This window comes from Paenibacillus sp. NPDC058177, assembly GCF_042883835.1.
GTDB lineage: Bacteria > Bacillota > Bacilli > Paenibacillales > Paenibacillaceae > Paenibacillus_AQ > Paenibacillus_AQ agri.
This window is the reverse complement of the sequence record NZ_JBHVVB010000006.1, coordinates 197,972-215,159: the sequence shown is the minus strand read 5'-3', so window position 1 is coordinate 215,159 and position 17,188 is coordinate 197,972. Positions and strand designations below refer to the sequence as shown.

Sequence of the window (17,188 nt, the reverse complement as noted above, 5' to 3'; positions counted from 1 at the left end):
GACCGAGCAAAGTGTGGAAGAGCGTCATGTAAGACCCGGCAGTATCACCCTTGAGCATCTGGCAGAGGAAGTATACACGTCCGATCTCTTGCCTGATGGCAGCTTAACAGGAGCGAAACTGGCAAAGGGAGCGGTGAACGGACAGCATCTGCAGCCTGAAAGCATAACTGGCGGGCACCTGACCGAGCAAAGTGTGGAAGAGCGTCATGTAAGACCCGGCAGTATCACCCTTGAGCATCTGGCAGAGGAAGTATACACGTCCGATCTCTTGCCTGATGGCAGCATAACAGGAGTGAAGCTGGCAGAGGGAGCGGTGAACGGACAGCATCTGCAGCCTGATAGCATAACTGGCGTGCACTTGGCCGAGCAAAGTGTGGAAGAGCGTCATGTAAGACCCGGCAGTATCACCCTTGAGCATCTGGCGAAGGAGGTATACACGTCCGATCTCTTGCCTGATGGCAGCTTAACAGGAGCGAAACTGGCTGAGCAAAGTGTGGAAGAGCGGCATTTGCGTCCTGGTATTATTAAGCTTGAGCATCTGGCAGAGGAGACAAATATCAGCGAACTGCTGCAGGCTGGCAGCATACCAGGGAACAAGCTGCTGCCAGGCAGTGTAGGAACACTGCAATTGTCGACCGATGCCGTCGGGACTACAGAGCTGCAGGATGAAGCAGTGGATTCCGGAAAAATTGCCCCATTCTCCGTACAGTCCCGCCATCTGGTGGAAGAGAGTGTACAGGGCTATCATCTTGCGCCGGGCGCGGTTAGCGCAGAGCATCTGGCCCCCGGCACGGTCAATCCGGAGCATCTTTCCTTCAGACCGGTGCAGACTGCTGGGTCACGCGAAGCCTTTCAGCAATTTGGCATGACAGCCTTTATGTTCAATGGAGATGCGGAAAGTGTCGAAGTGACGGTGACCTTCGATGAGAGCTTTGGGCACACCGGCTATGTCCTTGTGGCGATGACGAATCAACCTTTCTTTCATGCCTCTCTCAAGAGCCGGTCCTTGCATGAAGCTGTAATCGAGATAGTTAGGCTGCGTGAGAACAGTCAGTTCTACGGCGTCGTTTCCTGGATTGCTATAGGTTCTCCACAGGCTAAACCCGCAGTGAATCAGGTTCCTTTCGATTAATGGATCGATGCATAAGCCCACCAATGACTAGCGCGGCCTCAGGCCGCGCTTTTTTTCATCATCACAGGAGATTCAGGTTCCGTGGCTTTGCCGGAGGATAGGGCTCTTTGTCAGTAACGGCATTTGTCCTGTTTTCTGTGCGGAGGAGACATTGGCCGTTACCCTGCACGGCGGATGACATAAACTGTGATGTAACCCTCAGCCCGGATAATCAGCCCTGCAAGAAAGGTGGATGTGATATGAAGCCCAAACGTGCCTCTGCCCGTCGCCAGTTGCGACCGGCTTCCAAAGCTCGCCGGCGGACGGCCCGACCGGTGCAGCAAGCTGCAGCAATACCTCCTGTTAATCATCCCGAGCCTTATGTGTCCGTTATCATTCCTGCCATGAATGAAGAGCGGACCATCCGTGGCGTGATTGCTGAGGCCAGGGGGGTTCATTCGCGTTGTGAGGTTATTGTGATTGTGAACGGCTCTGCTGATCGTACGGCAGAGATGGCAAGTTCATCAGGTGCCCGCGTAATCTCCTATGAACAGCCGCTTGGACATGACGCCGGACGCAGTGTTGGAGCAGAGGCTGCTATGGGGGAAGTCCTGCTGTTCTTGGATGGAGATTTTGTTATACCGGCTTCAAAATTGCGTCCTTTCGTGCGGGCTGTAAGCGAAGGCGCTGATATTGCCCTGAATGGTTATTCCGGTCCGGTCCGCCAGGCAATGCCCCATCCGGTGGTGCTCTCCAAGCATGCGCTGAACCTTCTGCTCGGCCGTCCGGACCTGAAAGGAAGCTCTATGACCGCTGTGCCGCATGCCTTGAGCCGCAGGGCGCTTGCAGTGCTGGGCAGCGGCCTGCTGTCCCGTCCGCCGCTAGCTCATGCGGCGGCTGTTACGACAGACTTGCGGGTGCAGGCGGTCCATACAGTGGAGGTAGGGAAGCTGAACTCGGTCCGCCGCAAGGCGGGGGGAAGTGATCCCCTTCAGCAACAGATTGTAGAGGATCATCTGGAGGCGGTATCCCTGCTGCTGGAGCGGCGCGGACACCGGGCCGGCTTCGGCGACGGGAGCCGGCGGCGTGAGATCGTGAGGTGACAGATGAAGACAAAGTCGAAACGCAGACGGAAGCTTATCGTGGCCGTGCCCGGCAAGTCCGCCTCTCAGAGAGCGGCAAAAAGTGCAACAGCGGCGGCCAACAGGAGAAGTCCGCGGCGCAGCAGCGGCCGGCCCGCTGTGACCCGCAGGCATGGGTCTCGCAAGACGGGGAGATGGAAACGGAATGGCACCCTGTCGGTAATCATCTCGGCGCGTAATGAGCAGAAAACGCTGCTGCCTTTGCTCAAGCAGGTATCGCGGCTTCAGCCTATGGAGATCATTGTTGTACTTAACGGGTGCATTGACAACAGCTTCCGGCAAGCCCGCCTCTCCAAGGAGGCGCTGATCATCCACCTTCCGGATTCTGCGGGCCATGATGTCGGCCGGGCCATAGGCGCGAAGCTGAGCAGAGGTGACATCTTGCTGTTCCTCGACGGCGACATGGTGATTCCGGCACCGCAGCTTGCCCCTTTCCCTGCCGCGGTAGACAAAGGAGTAGATGTAGCCCTTAATGACCTGAATTCGCTCCTGCCGCCGTTCCGGCTGAGCGACGATGTGACCCGTAGCAAGATGTTTCTGAATCTTGCTCTGGGCCGGGGCGATCTGGGCGTTAGCTCCATGACGGCCGTTCCTCATGCGCTCTCCCGGCATGCGCTGGAGAAAATCGGTTTTCAGGAACTGATGGTTCCGCCCAAGGCACAAGCACTCTCCATCCTGGGAAGTCTCCGGGTGGAACAGGTGGGAACGGTTGATGTCATCAAGCATAATCGGCTGCGCAGAACCAATATTGGAACGGGCAACGCTGTGGAGCAGCTGATTACCGGAGATCATGCCGAGGCGCTGCACGAGGTGCTTTCCCGTCGGGACCCCGGCAGTCTTGTACCGGAAGAGGTCTTTTGGGAGAAGCGGCGCCAGATGGCGATCTGGAGGAATGGGTTATGACGCGAACAAGTATTATCATTCCGACCTACAACGGACTTGGCCTGCTGCGGACCTGTGTGGAGGCCATCCGGGCCTGGACGGATACTCCTTATGAAATCATTGTCGTAGACAACGCCTCACAGGATGGGACCGCAGAGTACTGCCGATCTCAGAAATTGGCGTTCATCTCTTTGCCCGTCAACCGTGGCTTCCCTGCTGCTTGTAATCTCGGGCTGCAGCTGGCTTCCGGCGATGAAGTGCTGCTACTGAATAATGATGTAGTTGTCTCCTCCAGGTGGCTGACCAATCTGAAGGCGGCGCTGTACAGTGCGCCGGGTATCGGGATTGTCGGGCCAGTGACGAACTATGCCAGTGGCCGGCAGCAGGTCAAGACGGAGTACACCGACTTGCCGGGGTATCATGAAGCCGCGAAAATCGCGAATGTCCCCGATCCCCGCAAATGGATCAGAACGCAGCGGCTGGTGGGCTTATGCTTTTTGCTGAAGCGAGAGGTGCTGAATTCTGTGGGACTGCTGGATGAGAGATTCTCACCAGGACATTATGAGGACGATGATTACTGCTACCGCGCTCGTCAGCAGGGTTACCGGTTACTGATTGCCGGAGACTGTCTCGTACACCATGAAGGAAGCGCCAGCTTCAAGGAAGTATACGATAGCGGCTGGGGTGATCTGGTGGAACGAAACCGCGGCAAGTTTATAGATAAATGGCAGGTGGATCCTGCGAATTTCATGTGAGGTGCAGACCCGAAGACTAACGACGTAGATAAAGAGGAGGAAAGTAAGTGAAGGGAGTCATACTGGCGGGCGGAACAGGTTCCAGACTTCTACCGTTGACCCGGCTTATGAACAAACATTTGCTTCCGGTCGGCAATTATCCTATGGTGTGCTACGGTATAGACCGGCTGCGCCGAGGGGGGATCACCGATATTCTTCTGGTCATCAGCAAGCAGTCCGCCGGGTTGTATACGGATTTTTTGGGCAGCGGTGCCTCTTTTGGCGTCTCTCTGACTTATAAAATTCAGGAAGCCGCAGGAGGCATCGCGGAAGCCCTGGATCTTGCGGAAGGATTCATTTCTCCGGGAGAACGGTTCGTGGTTCTGCTCGGAGATAATCTGTTTTTGGACGATCTTACCCCATACGTAGATAGCTTTCTTAAACAGTCCGAAGGGACCGCCAAAGTGCTGCTGACACCAGTGGAGGATGCACGCAGATATGGTGTTCCCGTCTTTGACGATAAGGACCCTTCGTGGATTGCTTACATCGAAGAGAAGCCTAGGCGCCCAAAGACGAATTACTGCGTGACCGGTATATATATGTATGACTCGGACGTATTTGACATTATACGGCGGATTGCTCCCTCGGGAAGAGGCGAACTAGAGATCACTGATGTGAACAACCTGTATGCCGCAGACCGCAAGCTGAGCTATGATGTGCTGAAGGAATGGTGGAGTGATGCGGGAACGTTTCAGTCTCTGCGCGAGGCTGGGGAGAAACTCAAGGATACCTTGTAATGAAGCGGTGGAGTGTTCCGGGAAGTTACCGGACACTCCTTTTTTGGTTAAATGTTGCATGGTCGCACATACTATTTTCAATTCATCATCTAGAGGAGGAACAGTATGAAAGCGGCAGTTACCCATGCATTTAAAAAGCCTTTGGAAATCAAGGAAGTCGGATTGCGTGATCCGGACCCCCATGAGGTGGTCGTCAAAATCCATGCCTGCGGCGTATGCCACACAGATCTTCATGCCGCGAACGGGGACTGGCCAGTCAAACCTAAGCTACCTTTGATACCCGAGCATGAAGGTGTTGGCGTCATTGTACAGATCGGCACGGGCGTTCATCATCTGCAAGTAGGGGATCGGGTAGGCATTCCCTGGCTGTATTCGGCTTGCGGTCATTGCGAATTCTGCCTGAGCGGACGTGAGACGCTGTGTTTGCAGCAGCAGAACGCGGGATATTCGGTCGACGGCAGCTATGCCGAATATTGCATCGCCCATGGCGATTATGTCGTGAAAATCCCTGATGCCATCGATTTTGTGCAAGCAGCACCGTTGTTTTGTGCGGGTGTGACCACTTATAAAGCCCTGAAGGTATCCAAAGCCCGTGCGGGGCAATGGGTGTCGATTGTGGGTGTGGGGGGTCTAGGTCATCTGGCTGTTCAATATGCCAAGGCTATGGGCCTGAATGTGGTTGCGGTCGATACTTCTGAAGAGAAGCTGGAGCTCGCGAAGCAACTGGGGGCTGACCTGGCGATTGATCCGAGGAATGACGATCCTGCAGAGGTAATCAAAAATAAGTTGGGCGGGGTCCAGGCCAGCATTGTCACAGCGGTGAACAAAAAAGCGTTCGACAGCGCCTATTATTCCCTCAAACGGGGCGGTACGCTAGTTCTGGTGGGATTGCCACCAGAGAAAATGGAAGTGCCTATTTTCAACACGGTGCTGGATGGGACAACTATTGTCGGCTCGATTGTCGGTACGCGACAGGATCTGGAAGAGGCTCTGCAGTTCGCGGCGGAAGGGAAAGTGAAGGCGATCACAGCAGTCAGGAAGCTGGAGGAGATCAATGAGGTCTTCTCAGAGCTGGAGCATGGCGAGGTTGACGGGCGGATTGTTTTATCTTTTTAAGAAATGGGAGTTGTCCTTTTGGGGGCACTCCCATTTCTTTTGAACCCGCAGCAGTTCTGGTGAAGGATCGAATTTCAATTCTGCGGAGAGTTAAACTCCCCATTTGCCAGGTACTGCTTGCGGTATTTGAGGGGCGAGGTTCCGGTCATAGCTTTAAATACTCTGCCAAAATGAGTCAGGTTACCAAAACCGGTGTGCTCGGCGATTTCTGAAACGGTTAATGTGGAGTCCTGCAGCAGAGAGCGTGCTGCTTTCAGACGGGTATTATTGACATATTCAATAAAAGTAAAGCCAGTTGTGTCTTTGAACGTTCGGCTTAAATGGGAGGAGCTTATAGAGAACTTGTCCGCCATATACTCCAGAGACAATGGTTTGGTGAAGTTCCCGTTAATGAAGTGGGTGATTTGCGAGATTTTCTTATGGGTCCGGTTCGGCTGTACAAGATGTTCATGGTGACCCGAAAGATTTTTGCGCTGGATGAAGATTAGCAATTCCATTAACAGGAGCTTTCGATAGACGTCGTAACCCGGAGGTTTTTGGGTGTCTTCATGGATCATTTTGCTGAACAAATTCTCGATAAAGATCTGGTCGGGGCCATTTAACTTGATCGTATTGGTCTCAGATTGAAAACAGGAGAGGACGCCTGGTGGAAGAGAGCTGTCCACGAAAAGATCGTGCAGGAACTCCCTTTTGAACAATAAAGTCACTCTCTCGTACTTCGTATTATGTACATTAACTAATCTGTGCAGGTCATAGACGTTAATGAATAATATAACCCCGCCGACGATTTGATAGGTTCTGTCTTCTATGAAATAGTATAGCTCGCCGGACACTAAGTAGAGTATTTCATAAGCATCGTGATAATGAGTGGTAGGCATACTGGTGACTCTTTTTGTCTCACGGCTAATGTAAAAGGGATCTGATTGATAAAAGTTGATTTCCAGGGGTGTCATCTCCAATCCTGCGGGAATGATCGAGAGTAACATCATGATCCATACCTAATTTCATCGTATCACGTTTGTTAAAGGATTGAGCAGGATGTAAATTAAATAGCGGTAAAAGTTGAAAATCAATAGCGATATCAAAATATGCAGAGATAGAGTAGAAAACGATGCGCTATAGTACATATGAATCTGAATATAGAAAGGGGGAGAGTAAAAGGACTGGTCGAAACTGAAAGTTAAAGCGCTTAAACTATTATCTGCGAAAAGAGGGAACGACATTGCCAAAGAAGGGTCATTTGAAAAGAAGACTACACCAATCCATTACTTTATTGCTCGTACTTGTGCTGCTGCCATTCCAGATTGCAGATGCTGCACCTGAACAAGAGGCTGCCGATTTAGCGGCAGTACCTGGTGTCCAGACCATTGCCGAATGGGCATTTGATAAAGCCACTGACCGTATGGGGGTATTCTCGGCTACGTACGGAATCTATGAGGCGGCGTCTACTTTTCGCAATGTAGGCGGTGTGTTCGAGGCTATGGATACAGGCAAGAAAGCAATTAGTTATCAGGGCTGGGACCAGGGCAACGGGAAAAAGTATTGGCTTGCTACCGTGTCTACAACCGGATTCAAGAATATCACCTTATCCTCTGAGCAGAATTCGTCCGGATCAGGTCCGCGTGATTTCAAAGTGCAGACGAGCCTGGATCTTCAGACGTGGGAGGATGTGCCGAATACGAATCTTAAAATGGCCGTCTCCAGCTTTGATTGTCCGGGTGCTACCTGCAAATTGGTGAACAAGCCCCTTCCGAACAGCAATGATCAGGAATTATTATATATTCGCTGGATCGTCAGCTCTGATACCAACACCAAGGGGAATGACGATGGCATAGGGAGCTCAGGCTCCAGCAGAATCAGAAACATCAAGGTATCCGGCGAGCCGATCCCGGGCCAAGAAATCGTCATTCCTACCGTCGATCTTGCCCAGCAGCCGGCTGATGGCGCAAGGAATGTGACTGTTGACGCTCCTATTGAGATCAAATTCAACAAGTCTATTACCCTTGAACCGGGTTATACAGTAGGGATTGTAGATGAGAACCATCACCAGTTGGACTCAGCATCCTTGGAAGTTGTGAACAGCGATACTCTGCGGGTTAACCATTCTTCTTTGACGTATGGACAATCTTATACGGTAACGGTACCTAAGGAACTTATCAAGGGTAAAACGGATCTGGTGCCGCTGGCCCGGGATATTTCTTGGAGTTTTAGTGTACAGGATTCACCATTTGCTCCCAAATCGATCAACATGACGTTTAACGGAGATCCAAAGACAAGTATTGCCTTAGCCTGGTACACGGATGTTATGACGGATACCGTGGTACAGGTGGCAGAAGCCTCGAAGGTTGTCGGGAATGTGTTCCCGGAGCAAGGAGTTTTGACTTATCAGGGGGATGCTGAAGAAATTGCGACCTTTGTGAGTAAAAGCGACAGAAGCAAGAACCGTACAACAAAATTTAGTAGTCATAAGGTCATCGCAGACCAGCTTCAACCGGGAACCGCTTATAAGTTTCGGGTGGGCAATGGCAAGTCGGAGGATTGGAGCGATGTCGGCTCGTTCACTACGGATGCTGCAGACCATCAGCCTTTTCGCTTTATCGCCGGTTCTGATTCTCAGGCTTCCAGCAAATCTGGCTTTGAGCCTTGGGGGGATACCTTCAGGAAAGCAGTTGATTATATAGGCGATCCCAAATTCCTGATCAGCGCCGGAGATTTGGTGGATAACGGTGATTTGGAGGAGCAGTGGCAGTGGATGCTCGGCACAGCTCAAAATTCATTGCTGCAAGTGCCTTTTGTGCCCGTGCTTGGCGGCCATGAGGTCATGGATTATGACGGTGATGAGACAACGCCGAATAACAACTTCTATAACCATTTCAACTTGCCAAAACAGGTTGTAGCGGACACGCATGAAGGGTCTGTGTATTCTTTTGAATACGGTGATGCGCTCTACCTTGTCTTCAATTCGCAGTACTCGGGAGCACTTGCTGAGGATGGAAAAAGTGTGGAATGGGCGGACAAACAATTCTGGGATCAATTGGACTGGATGAAAAATACCGTCGCCCGAAGTGATAAGAAATGGAAATTTGTTACTTTTCACAAAAGCCCGTATGCCGCAGGCGATAACTCTGCGCAATGGGAAGACGAGCGGGTCCAGTTTTACAAGAAATATCTGATTCCCGCGTTTGATGAGATGGGCATTGATATGGTGTTTGAAGCCCATGATCATATGTATATGAGATCCTTCCAAATGTACAATGATGAAGTGATTCCCAAGGAGAAGCTGACCTTTGACGAACAGGGCCATGCGGTCAATCCTAAGGGCACGGTCTACCTCATGTCCAATGCTTTCGGAAATAAATTCTACTATAAGAACAATCAAATGGAGCTGGATGAGCACGGTGAACCTCGGGAAAAATTAGATGAAAATGGAAAACCTGTTCCTTATGATGATTACTTTGCAGCCGTCGACGAACAGCCGGGGAAGAAGATGTTTACGGATGTTTCCATCGCAGACCAAGTGCTCTCCTTTACCGCGTATACCGCAGCCGTAACGGATGAGAATCAGCCGAACACCGTCGGGAACGGATTGAAGGCTTATGATAAATATGGGATTAAGCGAACAGACACAAAGCCGGACCCGGCGGAGGCCGTGAAGGTACAATTGAAGGGCAGTAAGGCGGTTCTGACCTGGAGCGCACCTTCCGCAAGTACAGAACCGGTAAGAGGGTTCCGGATTTATGAGAAGAACGACAAGGTAAAGACGCACTGGAGCATATATGTACCGGTGGCAGAAGGTCAGAGTAAATACAGCTATACAATAGAAGATATCAATCCGGCCAAAAAATATGATTTTATCGTCAAAGCGGTCGGTACGAGAATCAATTCTGATCCGGTTGAAGTCAGCACACTCCAAGGTCCGGTAGAGTCGGAACCGCCTTCAGCACCTTCAGAGTTAAAAGGAACTGCGGTTTCTCCTTACCAAATCAACCTGAAATGGACGGCTTCAGCCGGTAATATCCAGGCCACGGGCTACAACGTCTACCGTAACGGCAGCAAGGTCGGTCAGGCGGATGGAATCACCTATAGTGATACCGGATTAACACCGGGTACGGTCTATAGTTACGTTGTAAAAGCCTATAATGCAGAAGGTGTGGAATCGCTGGCGAGTAATACCGTTCAAGTGATGACCAAGCCGGCATCCACTGGAGAGGGTGTCCATAAGGCCTATCCGCAGCACACGTCTTATGTGGCAGGTTCGATTAAGCCGAATCACCTGACACAGGCCGAACTGGATGCTACCGTGGGCAGATTATACAACGAGTGGAAAGCAAAATATTTGAAACAAAATCCGTATGATCCAGACCAGTATTATGTGTGGTACAGTGATGGCGACTGGTTTGAAGAAAATGAGATCACTGTATCGGAAGCGCATGGCTATGGGATGCTGATTACCGCTTTGCTGGCGGGTCATGATCCGGAAGCCAAGAAGTATTTTGACGGGTTGTATCGCTATTTCAGAGCACATCCAAGTGAGATCAATCCTGATTTAATGGCCTGGCAGCAAGCGGATACCGGCAAGGAAATTATTGATATTAATGGTGCGGATTCAGCAACCGACGGCGATATGGACATTGCTTACGCCCTCCTGCTTGCCGACAGCCAATGGGGCAGCAGCGGGGAGATTAACTATCTGTCCCAGGCCAAAAAAGTTATCAACGCTATTATGGCCAGCGATGTTAACCATTCAGAGTGGACGTTAAAATTGGCGGATTGGGTCAGCGACAATGACCCCATGTTCGGCAATGCGACACGTCCTTCCGATTTTATGCTGCAGCATCTGAAGGATTTTAAAAATGTGTCCGGTGATGTCAACTGGGACCGTGTTGCGGATAAGACGTACAGCATTATTAATAGTTTGTATGAGAATTACAGTCTGAAAGCCGGGCTGTTGCCGGATTTTGTATACAAAGATGATAAGGCTGGGCAGTACAAACCGGTAAGTCAGAAGAAATGGGATACGCCGGATGGATACTTCCTGGAGTCTGAACATGACGGAGATTACAACTATAACTCTTCCCGTATTCCTTGGCGGATCGGTACGGATTATCTTTTGACAGGTGATGCCCGGGCCAAAGGCCAGCTCAGCACACTCAACAGCTGGATTCGCGGTACCACGGATAATGATCCTAAGAAGATTCTCGCGGGATATAAGCTTGACGGCACGGAAGCCATCAATGATTATGCGGATATTTCCTTTTCCGCTCCCCTGATGGTTAGCGCCATGATCGATTCATCCAATCAGAAGTGGCTCAATCAATTATGGGATTACAATGCGGCTGTCTCTACAGAAGATGATTTGTATTTTGGGAATAATCTGCGGCTGCTAAGCATGATTGTGGTATCCGGCAATTGGTGGACACCAACCATCGTGGATACCGAGGCTCCCGTGGAACCGACCATAGAGAGAGCGGAAGCGGTATCCAGCTCGGCCATCGATCTGAAATGGACACCTTCCACGGATAACATGGGAGTGACGGGATACAAGATTTACCGCAATGATGTAGAGATCAAGACGACAACGGCAACAGAGTACAGAGATAACGGTTTATCCGCAGATACCTCCTACAAATACTATGTTATAGCTGTTGATGCAGCAGGGAATACGTCCAAGATCAGCAATGTGCGAATCGTATCTACCTTAAAAGCCAGTGGGGGCGGTGAACCGGGAAGCGGCGGTGGAGGCAATACGGCACCAGCAGCAACACCGACACCGGTGACTCCGAAGCCAAGTGGGAGCCCAGCGCCCACAACCACCCCAACGCCTGTACCGGAACCGTCAGTGACACCAGCAAAGCCACTTTTCAGCGATATCAGCAGCCGCTTCTTGTGGGCTAAGGGGGCCATTGAAGCACTTGCGGCTAAAGGGATCGTCCGGGGTACGTCGGATACGTTCTTCGAACCAGGTGCCAAGATGAAAAGAGCGGACTTCATTTTGCTTCTGGTCAGAGCGTTTGATCTGAAGGCCGGATTTGCTGACAACTATGTGGATATCGATAAGAATGCTTATTATTATGAAGCACTGGGAATCGCCAAGCAGCTCGGCATTACTAGCGGAGTTGGCGGCAATAGGTTCAACCCGGGAGCGGAGATTTCGAGGCAGGATATGATGGTCTTGATCGTCAGAGCACTGCATAAATCGGGGAAACTAACGGATGGAGGTTCCCTCTCCGACCTGGACACCTTTAAGGATGCCGCTAAAGTGGCTGATTATGCTGTGAAGGAAACGGCGGCTTTAGTCAGGGAGGGCGTTGTCCTTGGCGACGGGAAATATCTCCATCCTAAGGAAACTGCAACCCGCGCCGAAACAGCCGTTCTAATTTACAGAATCCTCAATAAATATAATTAATCCGCAAGGCCAGTAGTCCGGTTCAGGTGAGCCGGGCTGCTGGTCTTTGTTTAAATATTAGAACATCAGAAAATCAAGTTTCTCTATAGCGCTAAGTGGAATGGCTAGTTTCTACACGACAGGCAATAACGTCGTCTATACCGACGATCAGAGCACTAACTTGCGCTGCGCCTTCCGGCACCGCTAGGGCTCCTGCCGCATATGTTGTAGCAGGGCGTTTGAGCAAAGGAGACATGAAGGTGCAGAATAAAATAACAAAAGTGCTGCAGCACATGGCCCATACGCACGAACAGATGGCGCGGATCCTCGACGCCGAACGTCACGTGGTTGTCCGTATGTCGCAAATCGTCCACGATTTGCCGGATGCAGATCCTGATTTTGGAGGAACCAGCGGTCTGATCGAAAGCTCGGGTCAGGTCAACAAGAATATTATTTCGTATCTCAATGCCCTGGCTGATCTGGAAGAGGCGATGGCGGAAGGGGTCGGCAGAGTCATCAAGGAAATGAATGGGCAGGAAGAAGAGTAGGCGCAAGGAGTAGGAGGCTGGTGATGAGCAGGGAGAAGGCTTTTCTACAAATGCTGGAGTCGACGGCAGTGATTCAGTGGAACGTCGCCATGATCCTGGAGGCGAAGGCTGTCGAGGCGGAGAAGGTAAAGCAGTGGACACAGCATCATATCCACGCGAGATCGTTCGAAAGCCACGAGGAGCAGTTAAAAGAATCCCTCTCCATTCACGAGGTGATCGTTGAGATGGTCGAAGGACTGACCAAGCTGGAGAACGGACTTTACAGCAATCTGAAGGCTGTGCTGGGCAGTGGTGAGGAAGAAGGCGGCGGAGAAGGGTTCTCGGGCGGAGACGGGTTTGATTTTGGGGACCTGAGCAAATGACCGGGGGCCGTCTATCGGAGCATGCCGTCAAACTGGAGATGATCCGCTCCATTTCCCGTAGCCAGGCTGCGTTGGCCGCCATACTGGAGAGCATCGCCGAATTGACGGGGCATTCCGAACTGACGGCCCGCAAGCTGAGCGATAATATCCGGATCTTAAGTGGGTACCAGAGCGCCATGTGCCGGATGATGTCCGGCATTTCACTGCATCGGCCTAAACGGGGAACTCCTGCAGCACCATGGTTAAACAAGACTAAGACTTGGGCTGGAGGAACCTCCAAAGTACATGGAGTACAGGAGGAATAAAGAGAATGAAGAAGAAGAGCAGCAGAAAAGTGCGTTTAGGTACGACAACCCGCAAACGGCGCAAATTGTTGCTGTCGCGGAAGGTCAAGATCCGCAAAGGCCTTGCCCGTAAAACTCGTAGAGGGCTGATCCGTAAAGGGAAGACCCGCAAAAGTCTTGTGCTGCGCAAAAAAAGAAGACTTCGGCGGCGTCGCATCCTGCGCAGAAGAATCAACATTGCCCCACAAGCTAACGCAGCACCTTCAGTGGATCCTAACGATGCACCACAGGTGATTCCGCTCCCCCCGGATCTTGGCGTCTCTCCGGAAACGCCTCCGGGAGACGCCTATCAGCAGGGCTACACCGAAGCATACAACGTGGGGTTCGACGCCGGTTTCGCCAAGGGCTTCGAGGACGGGCATAAGCTGGAATTCAAGTAACCAAGAAGTGTAGCAGTCTGGGCAAGAAGGAAATAACATCCGGTCGGGAGGAGTACGTCCGGATGTTTTGCCATGCTCTTTTTTCCGGAAATCCCCTCCTCAAAACGGACCCGAATATGATAGACTTCTTGTCAGGGTCTCGCTGAAGGGATCGAATTTGGATAAAAGAAAGCAGGTGCACAGGTGAGCAATGGGATTCGAACTGCACATAAGGAAGAGCTGGAAGAAATCATGAAGCTTATTGCCAAATGTGTGAAAGTTATGCAGGATGGCGGAAGTGATCAATGGGATGAGCATTATCCCAATAAGGAAGTTATCGGAACGGACATTGAGCGCGGTACACTATATGTATACGAAGACAATCATGCCATTGCGGGAATCCTCGTACTGGATGAAAATCAGGCGGAGGCCTATAAGACGATTACTTGGGAGCAAAACCAGGGACCTCATTTGATCATGCACCGTTTGGCAGTGCATCCCGAGGTGCAGGGTAAGGGGATTGCCCGGAAATTGATTGCTTTTGCAGAGGCGCTGGCATTGCGTAACGGGTATACAAGCATTCGTCTGGATACCTATGCGAAAAATACTAGAGCGTTGGAGATATACCCGGGGCTGGGTTATCAGCTTAGAGGCGAAATTTCTTTCCCGAGCCGTACCGCGAATTTCCCGGTATTTGAGAAGGTGCTGATTGCTACGGAGTAAATCTATGTTAGATATGTTTGATATTATCGTTTGATGGGGCCAGACATATTTCGTATGTCATTTAAAATAACACATATAACGGATTTACTCGTTATTTGTAGAATGAAAATATAAAAAAACATAACAGCATGAAGATTCATGTGACTTTAATTAACTTTTAATTGACATGGACCATGTCTTTCTTTTATGATTTAGCTTATTCAAGCGACTGAACTGAATAAGCCTTTTTTCGTATATCCTTAATAATGGGTTTAAGGGTCTCTACTGGAAACCGTAAATTTCCGGCTACGAAAATATGCTGCGGCATATTTTTGTGGCCTTTTTGTGTTACAGCTGGCTCTCAGGTATTCAGCAATTTAACAAGACAAAGTAACCAGGCTAAAGGGGGAGAATGTAGTGGCAGACATACTGATCAGAAATGCAGAGATTGTAACCATGAACAGCTCAGAGGACATCATCACCGGTGATATTCGAATCAAGGGCAGCCTGATCGCGGAGATCGGCAGTGGGCTTACTCCACAAGCGGGCGAGACTGTAATTGATGCCACTAACCGTACGGTTATCCCTGGCTTTATTCAAACCCATATTCATCTGTGCCAGACGCTGTTCCGCGGCAAAGGTGATGATCTGGAACTGATGGATTGGTTACGCAAACGAATCTGGCCACTGGAGGCTGCGCATGATGAGGAATCGCTGTATTACTCTGCAATGCTGGGCATCGGCGAGCTGATCTCTAGCGGGACTACGACGATTGTGGATATGGAGACAGTTCATCATACGGATTTTGCTTTTCAGGCCATTGCGGCGAGCGGCATCCGCGCCTTGTCCGGCAAGGTGATGATGGATCAGAAGGGCGGAGATGTGCCCGCAGCCTTGCAAGAGGATACGGCATCCTCCTTACAAGAGAGCGTGGATTTGCTGGAGAAATGGAATGGCTATGGAGGCGGACGGATTCAGTACGCTTTCTCCCCGCGGTTCGTCATTTCCTGTACCGAGCCGTTGCTGACTGAGGTGCGAGACCTGTCTGCCCGTTATGAGGTTAAGGTTCATACTCATGCATCGGAGAATCTGGGAGAGATCGAGATTGTGCAGGCCATGACTGGTATGCGGAACATCGTCTATCTTGATCATTTGGGCCTGGCCAATGAGCGTCTCATTCTGGCACATTGTATCTGGCTTGATGCCGAGGAGCGGCGGATTTTACGGGAGCGCGGCGTTCATGTCAGCCATTGCCCCGGCTCTAATCTGAAGCTTGCCTCAGGTATTGCGGATACACCGGGCATGCTGCATGAGCAGGTCTCCCTGAGTCTTGGTGCCGACGGAGCTCCTTGCAACAACAACCTGGATATGTTCAATGAGATGCGCCTGGCTGCCATCATTCAGAAGCCGCAGCATGGGCCGACGACTATGGATGCGAGAAGTGTGTTTCGCATGGCCACCATCGGCGGGGCTAAGGCAGTAGGGATGGAAAATAGTATCGGCAGCATTGAGGTGGGTAAAAAAGCTGATCTCGCACTGCTGAATCTGCGTAATTTTCACACGTTCCCGTCCTATGATGTGGACCCGATCTCCCGAATTGTATATTCTGCTACCCGTGCGGATGTGGAGACGACTCTTATTGACGGCGAGATTGTGATGGATCGTGGGCTCATGAAGACGATGGATAAGGAAATTGTGCTGCAGGAAGCCAATCGTTCTATTAAAAGACTGCTCAGCCGCACACCCCTGGGCTGAGTCTCACCGGATTGACCTTGATCAATCCCAGCCGCTATAATTTGCGTAGACAAACGCCGGAAATTACGCGCCGCGGATTGTTATAGACTTCGTCCGCGAGGGACGATGAACAAGGAGTCTTACCAGTGCTCAAAGAAGAACGGCAACAAATCATTCTGGATATGCTTATCAAGGAAGGGAAGCTGGTGGCGGCCGAGCTCAGCAGTCGTCTGAATGTGTCCGAGGACACCGTGCGCCGCGATTTGCGGGAAATGGACAATGCGGGTCTGCTGCATCGGGTACACGGCGGTGCGCTGCCTTCATCCCCGACATTGGCCAGCTTCGGAGATCGCGAGCGGCTGGGTGCAGAAGCGAAGATGTCTCTGGCCCAAGGGGCTACTTCGCTGATTCGCAGCGGTCAGGTCATTCTTATGGATGGCAGCACAACTACGCTGCAAATCGCCAAAGCCATCCCAGCGCATATCTCTGCAACTGTGATCACGAACAGTCCTCCGGTAGCCGTGGAGCTTGCCGGGCATCCCGGGATTGAGGTTACGATGCTGGGCGGTAAGTTGTTCAAAGACTCCTTGGTGAATCTGGGTCCGGCTGCGATTCAGGAATTACAGCATATCCGTGCTGATTTGTGCTTCCTTGGAGTGTATTGCATTCACCCCGAGTTCGGTATCAGTCTGCCGCACAACGATGAAGCTTTTGTCAAAAGAGCTATGATCGCAGGCTCGTCGGAGGTAATTGCACTGGTAACGCCTGATAAGCTTGGAACCTCAGCGCCGTTCGTCGTCGCCCCAGCCTCGGCATTGACTTGCATGATTACGTCAAATGAGGTGCCGGAGAACATCCTCCTTCCATATAGGGAACAGGGAATTACCGTCATTCAGTACTAGCGAGACTGGGATACTGCGACACTCACAATCTCCAGATTGAACGTGCACCTATGGGTGCTCTATCTTAACC

At 51.2% G+C, this 17,188-nt stretch carries 15 protein-coding genes and 1 riboswitch; of the genes, 14 read left to right on the top strand and 1 reads right to left on the bottom strand.

Going from position 1 to position 17,188, the window contains the following annotated elements:
* From ACFVU8_RS22530 to adhP, 6 genes are all read left to right on the top strand, one after another.
* Nucleotides 1–1,132 (top strand): WIAG-tail domain (locus tag ACFVU8_RS22530; protein ID WP_387430312.1); only part of this gene is annotated, 1,132 nt, incomplete at its 5' end.
* 239 nt (nt 1,133–1,371) lie between these two features.
* The gene (locus tag ACFVU8_RS22525; RefSeq protein WP_379469386.1) at nt 1,372–2,214 is read left to right on the top strand and encodes a glycosyltransferase family 2 protein; all 843 of its coding nucleotides are present in this window, start codon (nt 1,372–1,374) and stop codon (nt 2,212–2,214) included.
* 3 nt (nt 2,215–2,217) lie between these two features.
* Nucleotides 2,218–3,156, top strand: coding sequence for a glycosyltransferase family 2 protein (locus ACFVU8_RS22520; protein ID WP_387430310.1), 939 nt, complete (start codon nt 2,218–2,220; stop codon nt 3,154–3,156).
* The gene (locus ACFVU8_RS22515) at nt 3,153–3,890 is read left to right on the top strand and encodes a glycosyltransferase family 2 protein (RefSeq protein WP_175370905.1); all 738 of its coding nucleotides are present in this window, start codon (nt 3,153–3,155) and stop codon (nt 3,888–3,890) included. Before ACFVU8_RS22520 ends, ACFVU8_RS22515 begins: the two co-directional genes overlap by 4 nt.
* Before the next feature lie 47 nt (nt 3,891–3,937).
* Complete coding sequence (locus ACFVU8_RS22510) at nt 3,938–4,666, top strand: sugar phosphate nucleotidyltransferase (RefSeq protein ID WP_379469382.1); 729 nt, start codon at nt 3,938–3,940, stop codon at nt 4,664–4,666.
* Between the two features lie 105 nt (nt 4,667–4,771).
* Entirely contained in the window at nt 4,772–5,782 is a 1,011-nt protein-coding gene (adhP, locus tag ACFVU8_RS22505) for an alcohol dehydrogenase AdhP (RefSeq protein ID WP_387430308.1), read from the top strand.
* A 74-nt stretch (nt 5,783–5,856) separates the two neighbouring features.
* On the opposite strand, the gene ACFVU8_RS22500 is transcribed toward adhP, so the two are convergent.
* Entirely contained in the window at nt 5,857–6,660 is an 804-nt protein-coding gene (locus ACFVU8_RS22500; RefSeq protein ID WP_387430306.1) for an AraC family transcriptional regulator, read from the bottom strand.
* Nucleotides 6,661–7,022: 362 nt separating this feature from the next.
* Here ACFVU8_RS22500 and ACFVU8_RS22495 point away from each other — a divergent pair, with 362 nt between their 5' ends.
* From ACFVU8_RS22495 to ACFVU8_RS22460, 8 genes are all read left to right on the top strand, one after another.
* Nucleotides 7,023–12,188 (top strand): glycosyl hydrolase family 8, encoded by a 5,166-nt coding sequence (locus tag ACFVU8_RS22495; RefSeq protein WP_387430304.1) that lies wholly within the window; start codon nt 7,023–7,025, stop codon nt 12,186–12,188.
* A gap of 239 nt (nt 12,189–12,427) precedes the next feature.
* A complete protein-coding gene (locus ACFVU8_RS22490; protein ID WP_379469395.1) occupies nt 12,428–12,715 on the top strand; it encodes a nucleoside-diphosphate sugar epimerase in 288 nt (95 codons plus the stop codon).
* 23 nt (nt 12,716–12,738) lie between these two features.
* Nucleotides 12,739–13,077, top strand: a complete 339-nt coding sequence (locus ACFVU8_RS22485; RefSeq protein WP_379469373.1) for an alpha-helical endospore appendage domain-containing protein — start codon at nt 12,739–12,741, stop codon at nt 13,075–13,077.
* Nucleotides 13,074–13,382 (top strand): hypothetical protein, encoded by a 309-nt coding sequence (locus ACFVU8_RS22480; RefSeq protein ID WP_379469371.1) that lies wholly within the window; start codon nt 13,074–13,076, stop codon nt 13,380–13,382. The genes ACFVU8_RS22485 and ACFVU8_RS22480 overlap by 4 nt, the downstream gene beginning before the upstream one ends.
* A gap of 5 nt (nt 13,383–13,387) precedes the next feature.
* Nucleotides 13,388–13,801 (top strand): FliH/SctL family protein, encoded by a 414-nt coding sequence (locus ACFVU8_RS22475; RefSeq protein ID WP_379469369.1) that lies wholly within the window; start codon nt 13,388–13,390, stop codon nt 13,799–13,801.
* A gap of 183 nt (nt 13,802–13,984) precedes the next feature.
* Complete coding sequence (locus ACFVU8_RS22470) at nt 13,985–14,503, top strand: GNAT family N-acetyltransferase (protein WP_387430302.1); 519 nt, start codon at nt 13,985–13,987, stop codon at nt 14,501–14,503.
* A gap of 209 nt (nt 14,504–14,712) precedes the next feature.
* Nucleotides 14,713–14,811: riboswitch (purine riboswitch) on the top strand.
* Between the two features lie 88 nt (nt 14,812–14,899).
* Nucleotides 14,900–16,237 (top strand): 5'-deoxyadenosine deaminase, encoded by a 1,338-nt coding sequence (locus ACFVU8_RS22465; protein WP_387430300.1) that lies wholly within the window; start codon nt 14,900–14,902, stop codon nt 16,235–16,237.
* A gap of 125 nt (nt 16,238–16,362) precedes the next feature.
* Nucleotides 16,363–17,118: a DeoR/GlpR family DNA-binding transcription regulator gene (locus ACFVU8_RS22460; protein WP_387430299.1), complete on the top strand. Its 756-nt coding sequence runs from the start codon at nt 16,363–16,365 to the stop codon at nt 17,116–17,118.
* The last annotated feature ends 70 nt before the right edge of the window (nt 17,119–17,188 follow it).

Coding starts and splice junctions, on each gene's coding strand:
- ACFVU8_RS22520 (WP_387430310.1), top strand. CDS start 2,218: ATGAAGACAAAGTCGAAACGCAGACGGAAGCTTATCGTGGCCGTGCCC.
- ACFVU8_RS22485 (WP_379469373.1), top strand. CDS start 12,739: ATGAGCAGGGAGAAGGCTTTTCTACAAATGCTGGAGTCGACGGCAGTG.
- adhP (WP_387430308.1), top strand. CDS start 4,772: ATGAAAGCGGCAGTTACCCATGCATTTAAAAAGCCTTTGGAAATCAAG.
- ACFVU8_RS22480 (WP_379469371.1), top strand. CDS start 13,074: ATGACCGGGGGCCGTCTATCGGAGCATGCCGTCAAACTGGAGATGATC.
- ACFVU8_RS22475 (WP_379469369.1), top strand. CDS start 13,388: ATGAAGAAGAAGAGCAGCAGAAAAGTGCGTTTAGGTACGACAACCCGC.
- ACFVU8_RS22525 (WP_379469386.1), top strand. CDS start 1,372: ATGAAGCCCAAACGTGCCTCTGCCCGTCGCCAGTTGCGACCGGCTTCC.
- ACFVU8_RS22515 (WP_175370905.1), top strand. CDS start 3,153: ATGACGCGAACAAGTATTATCATTCCGACCTACAACGGACTTGGCCTG.
- ACFVU8_RS22500 (WP_387430306.1), bottom strand. CDS start 6,660: ATGCCTACCACTCATTATCACGATGCTTATGAAATACTCTACTTAGTG.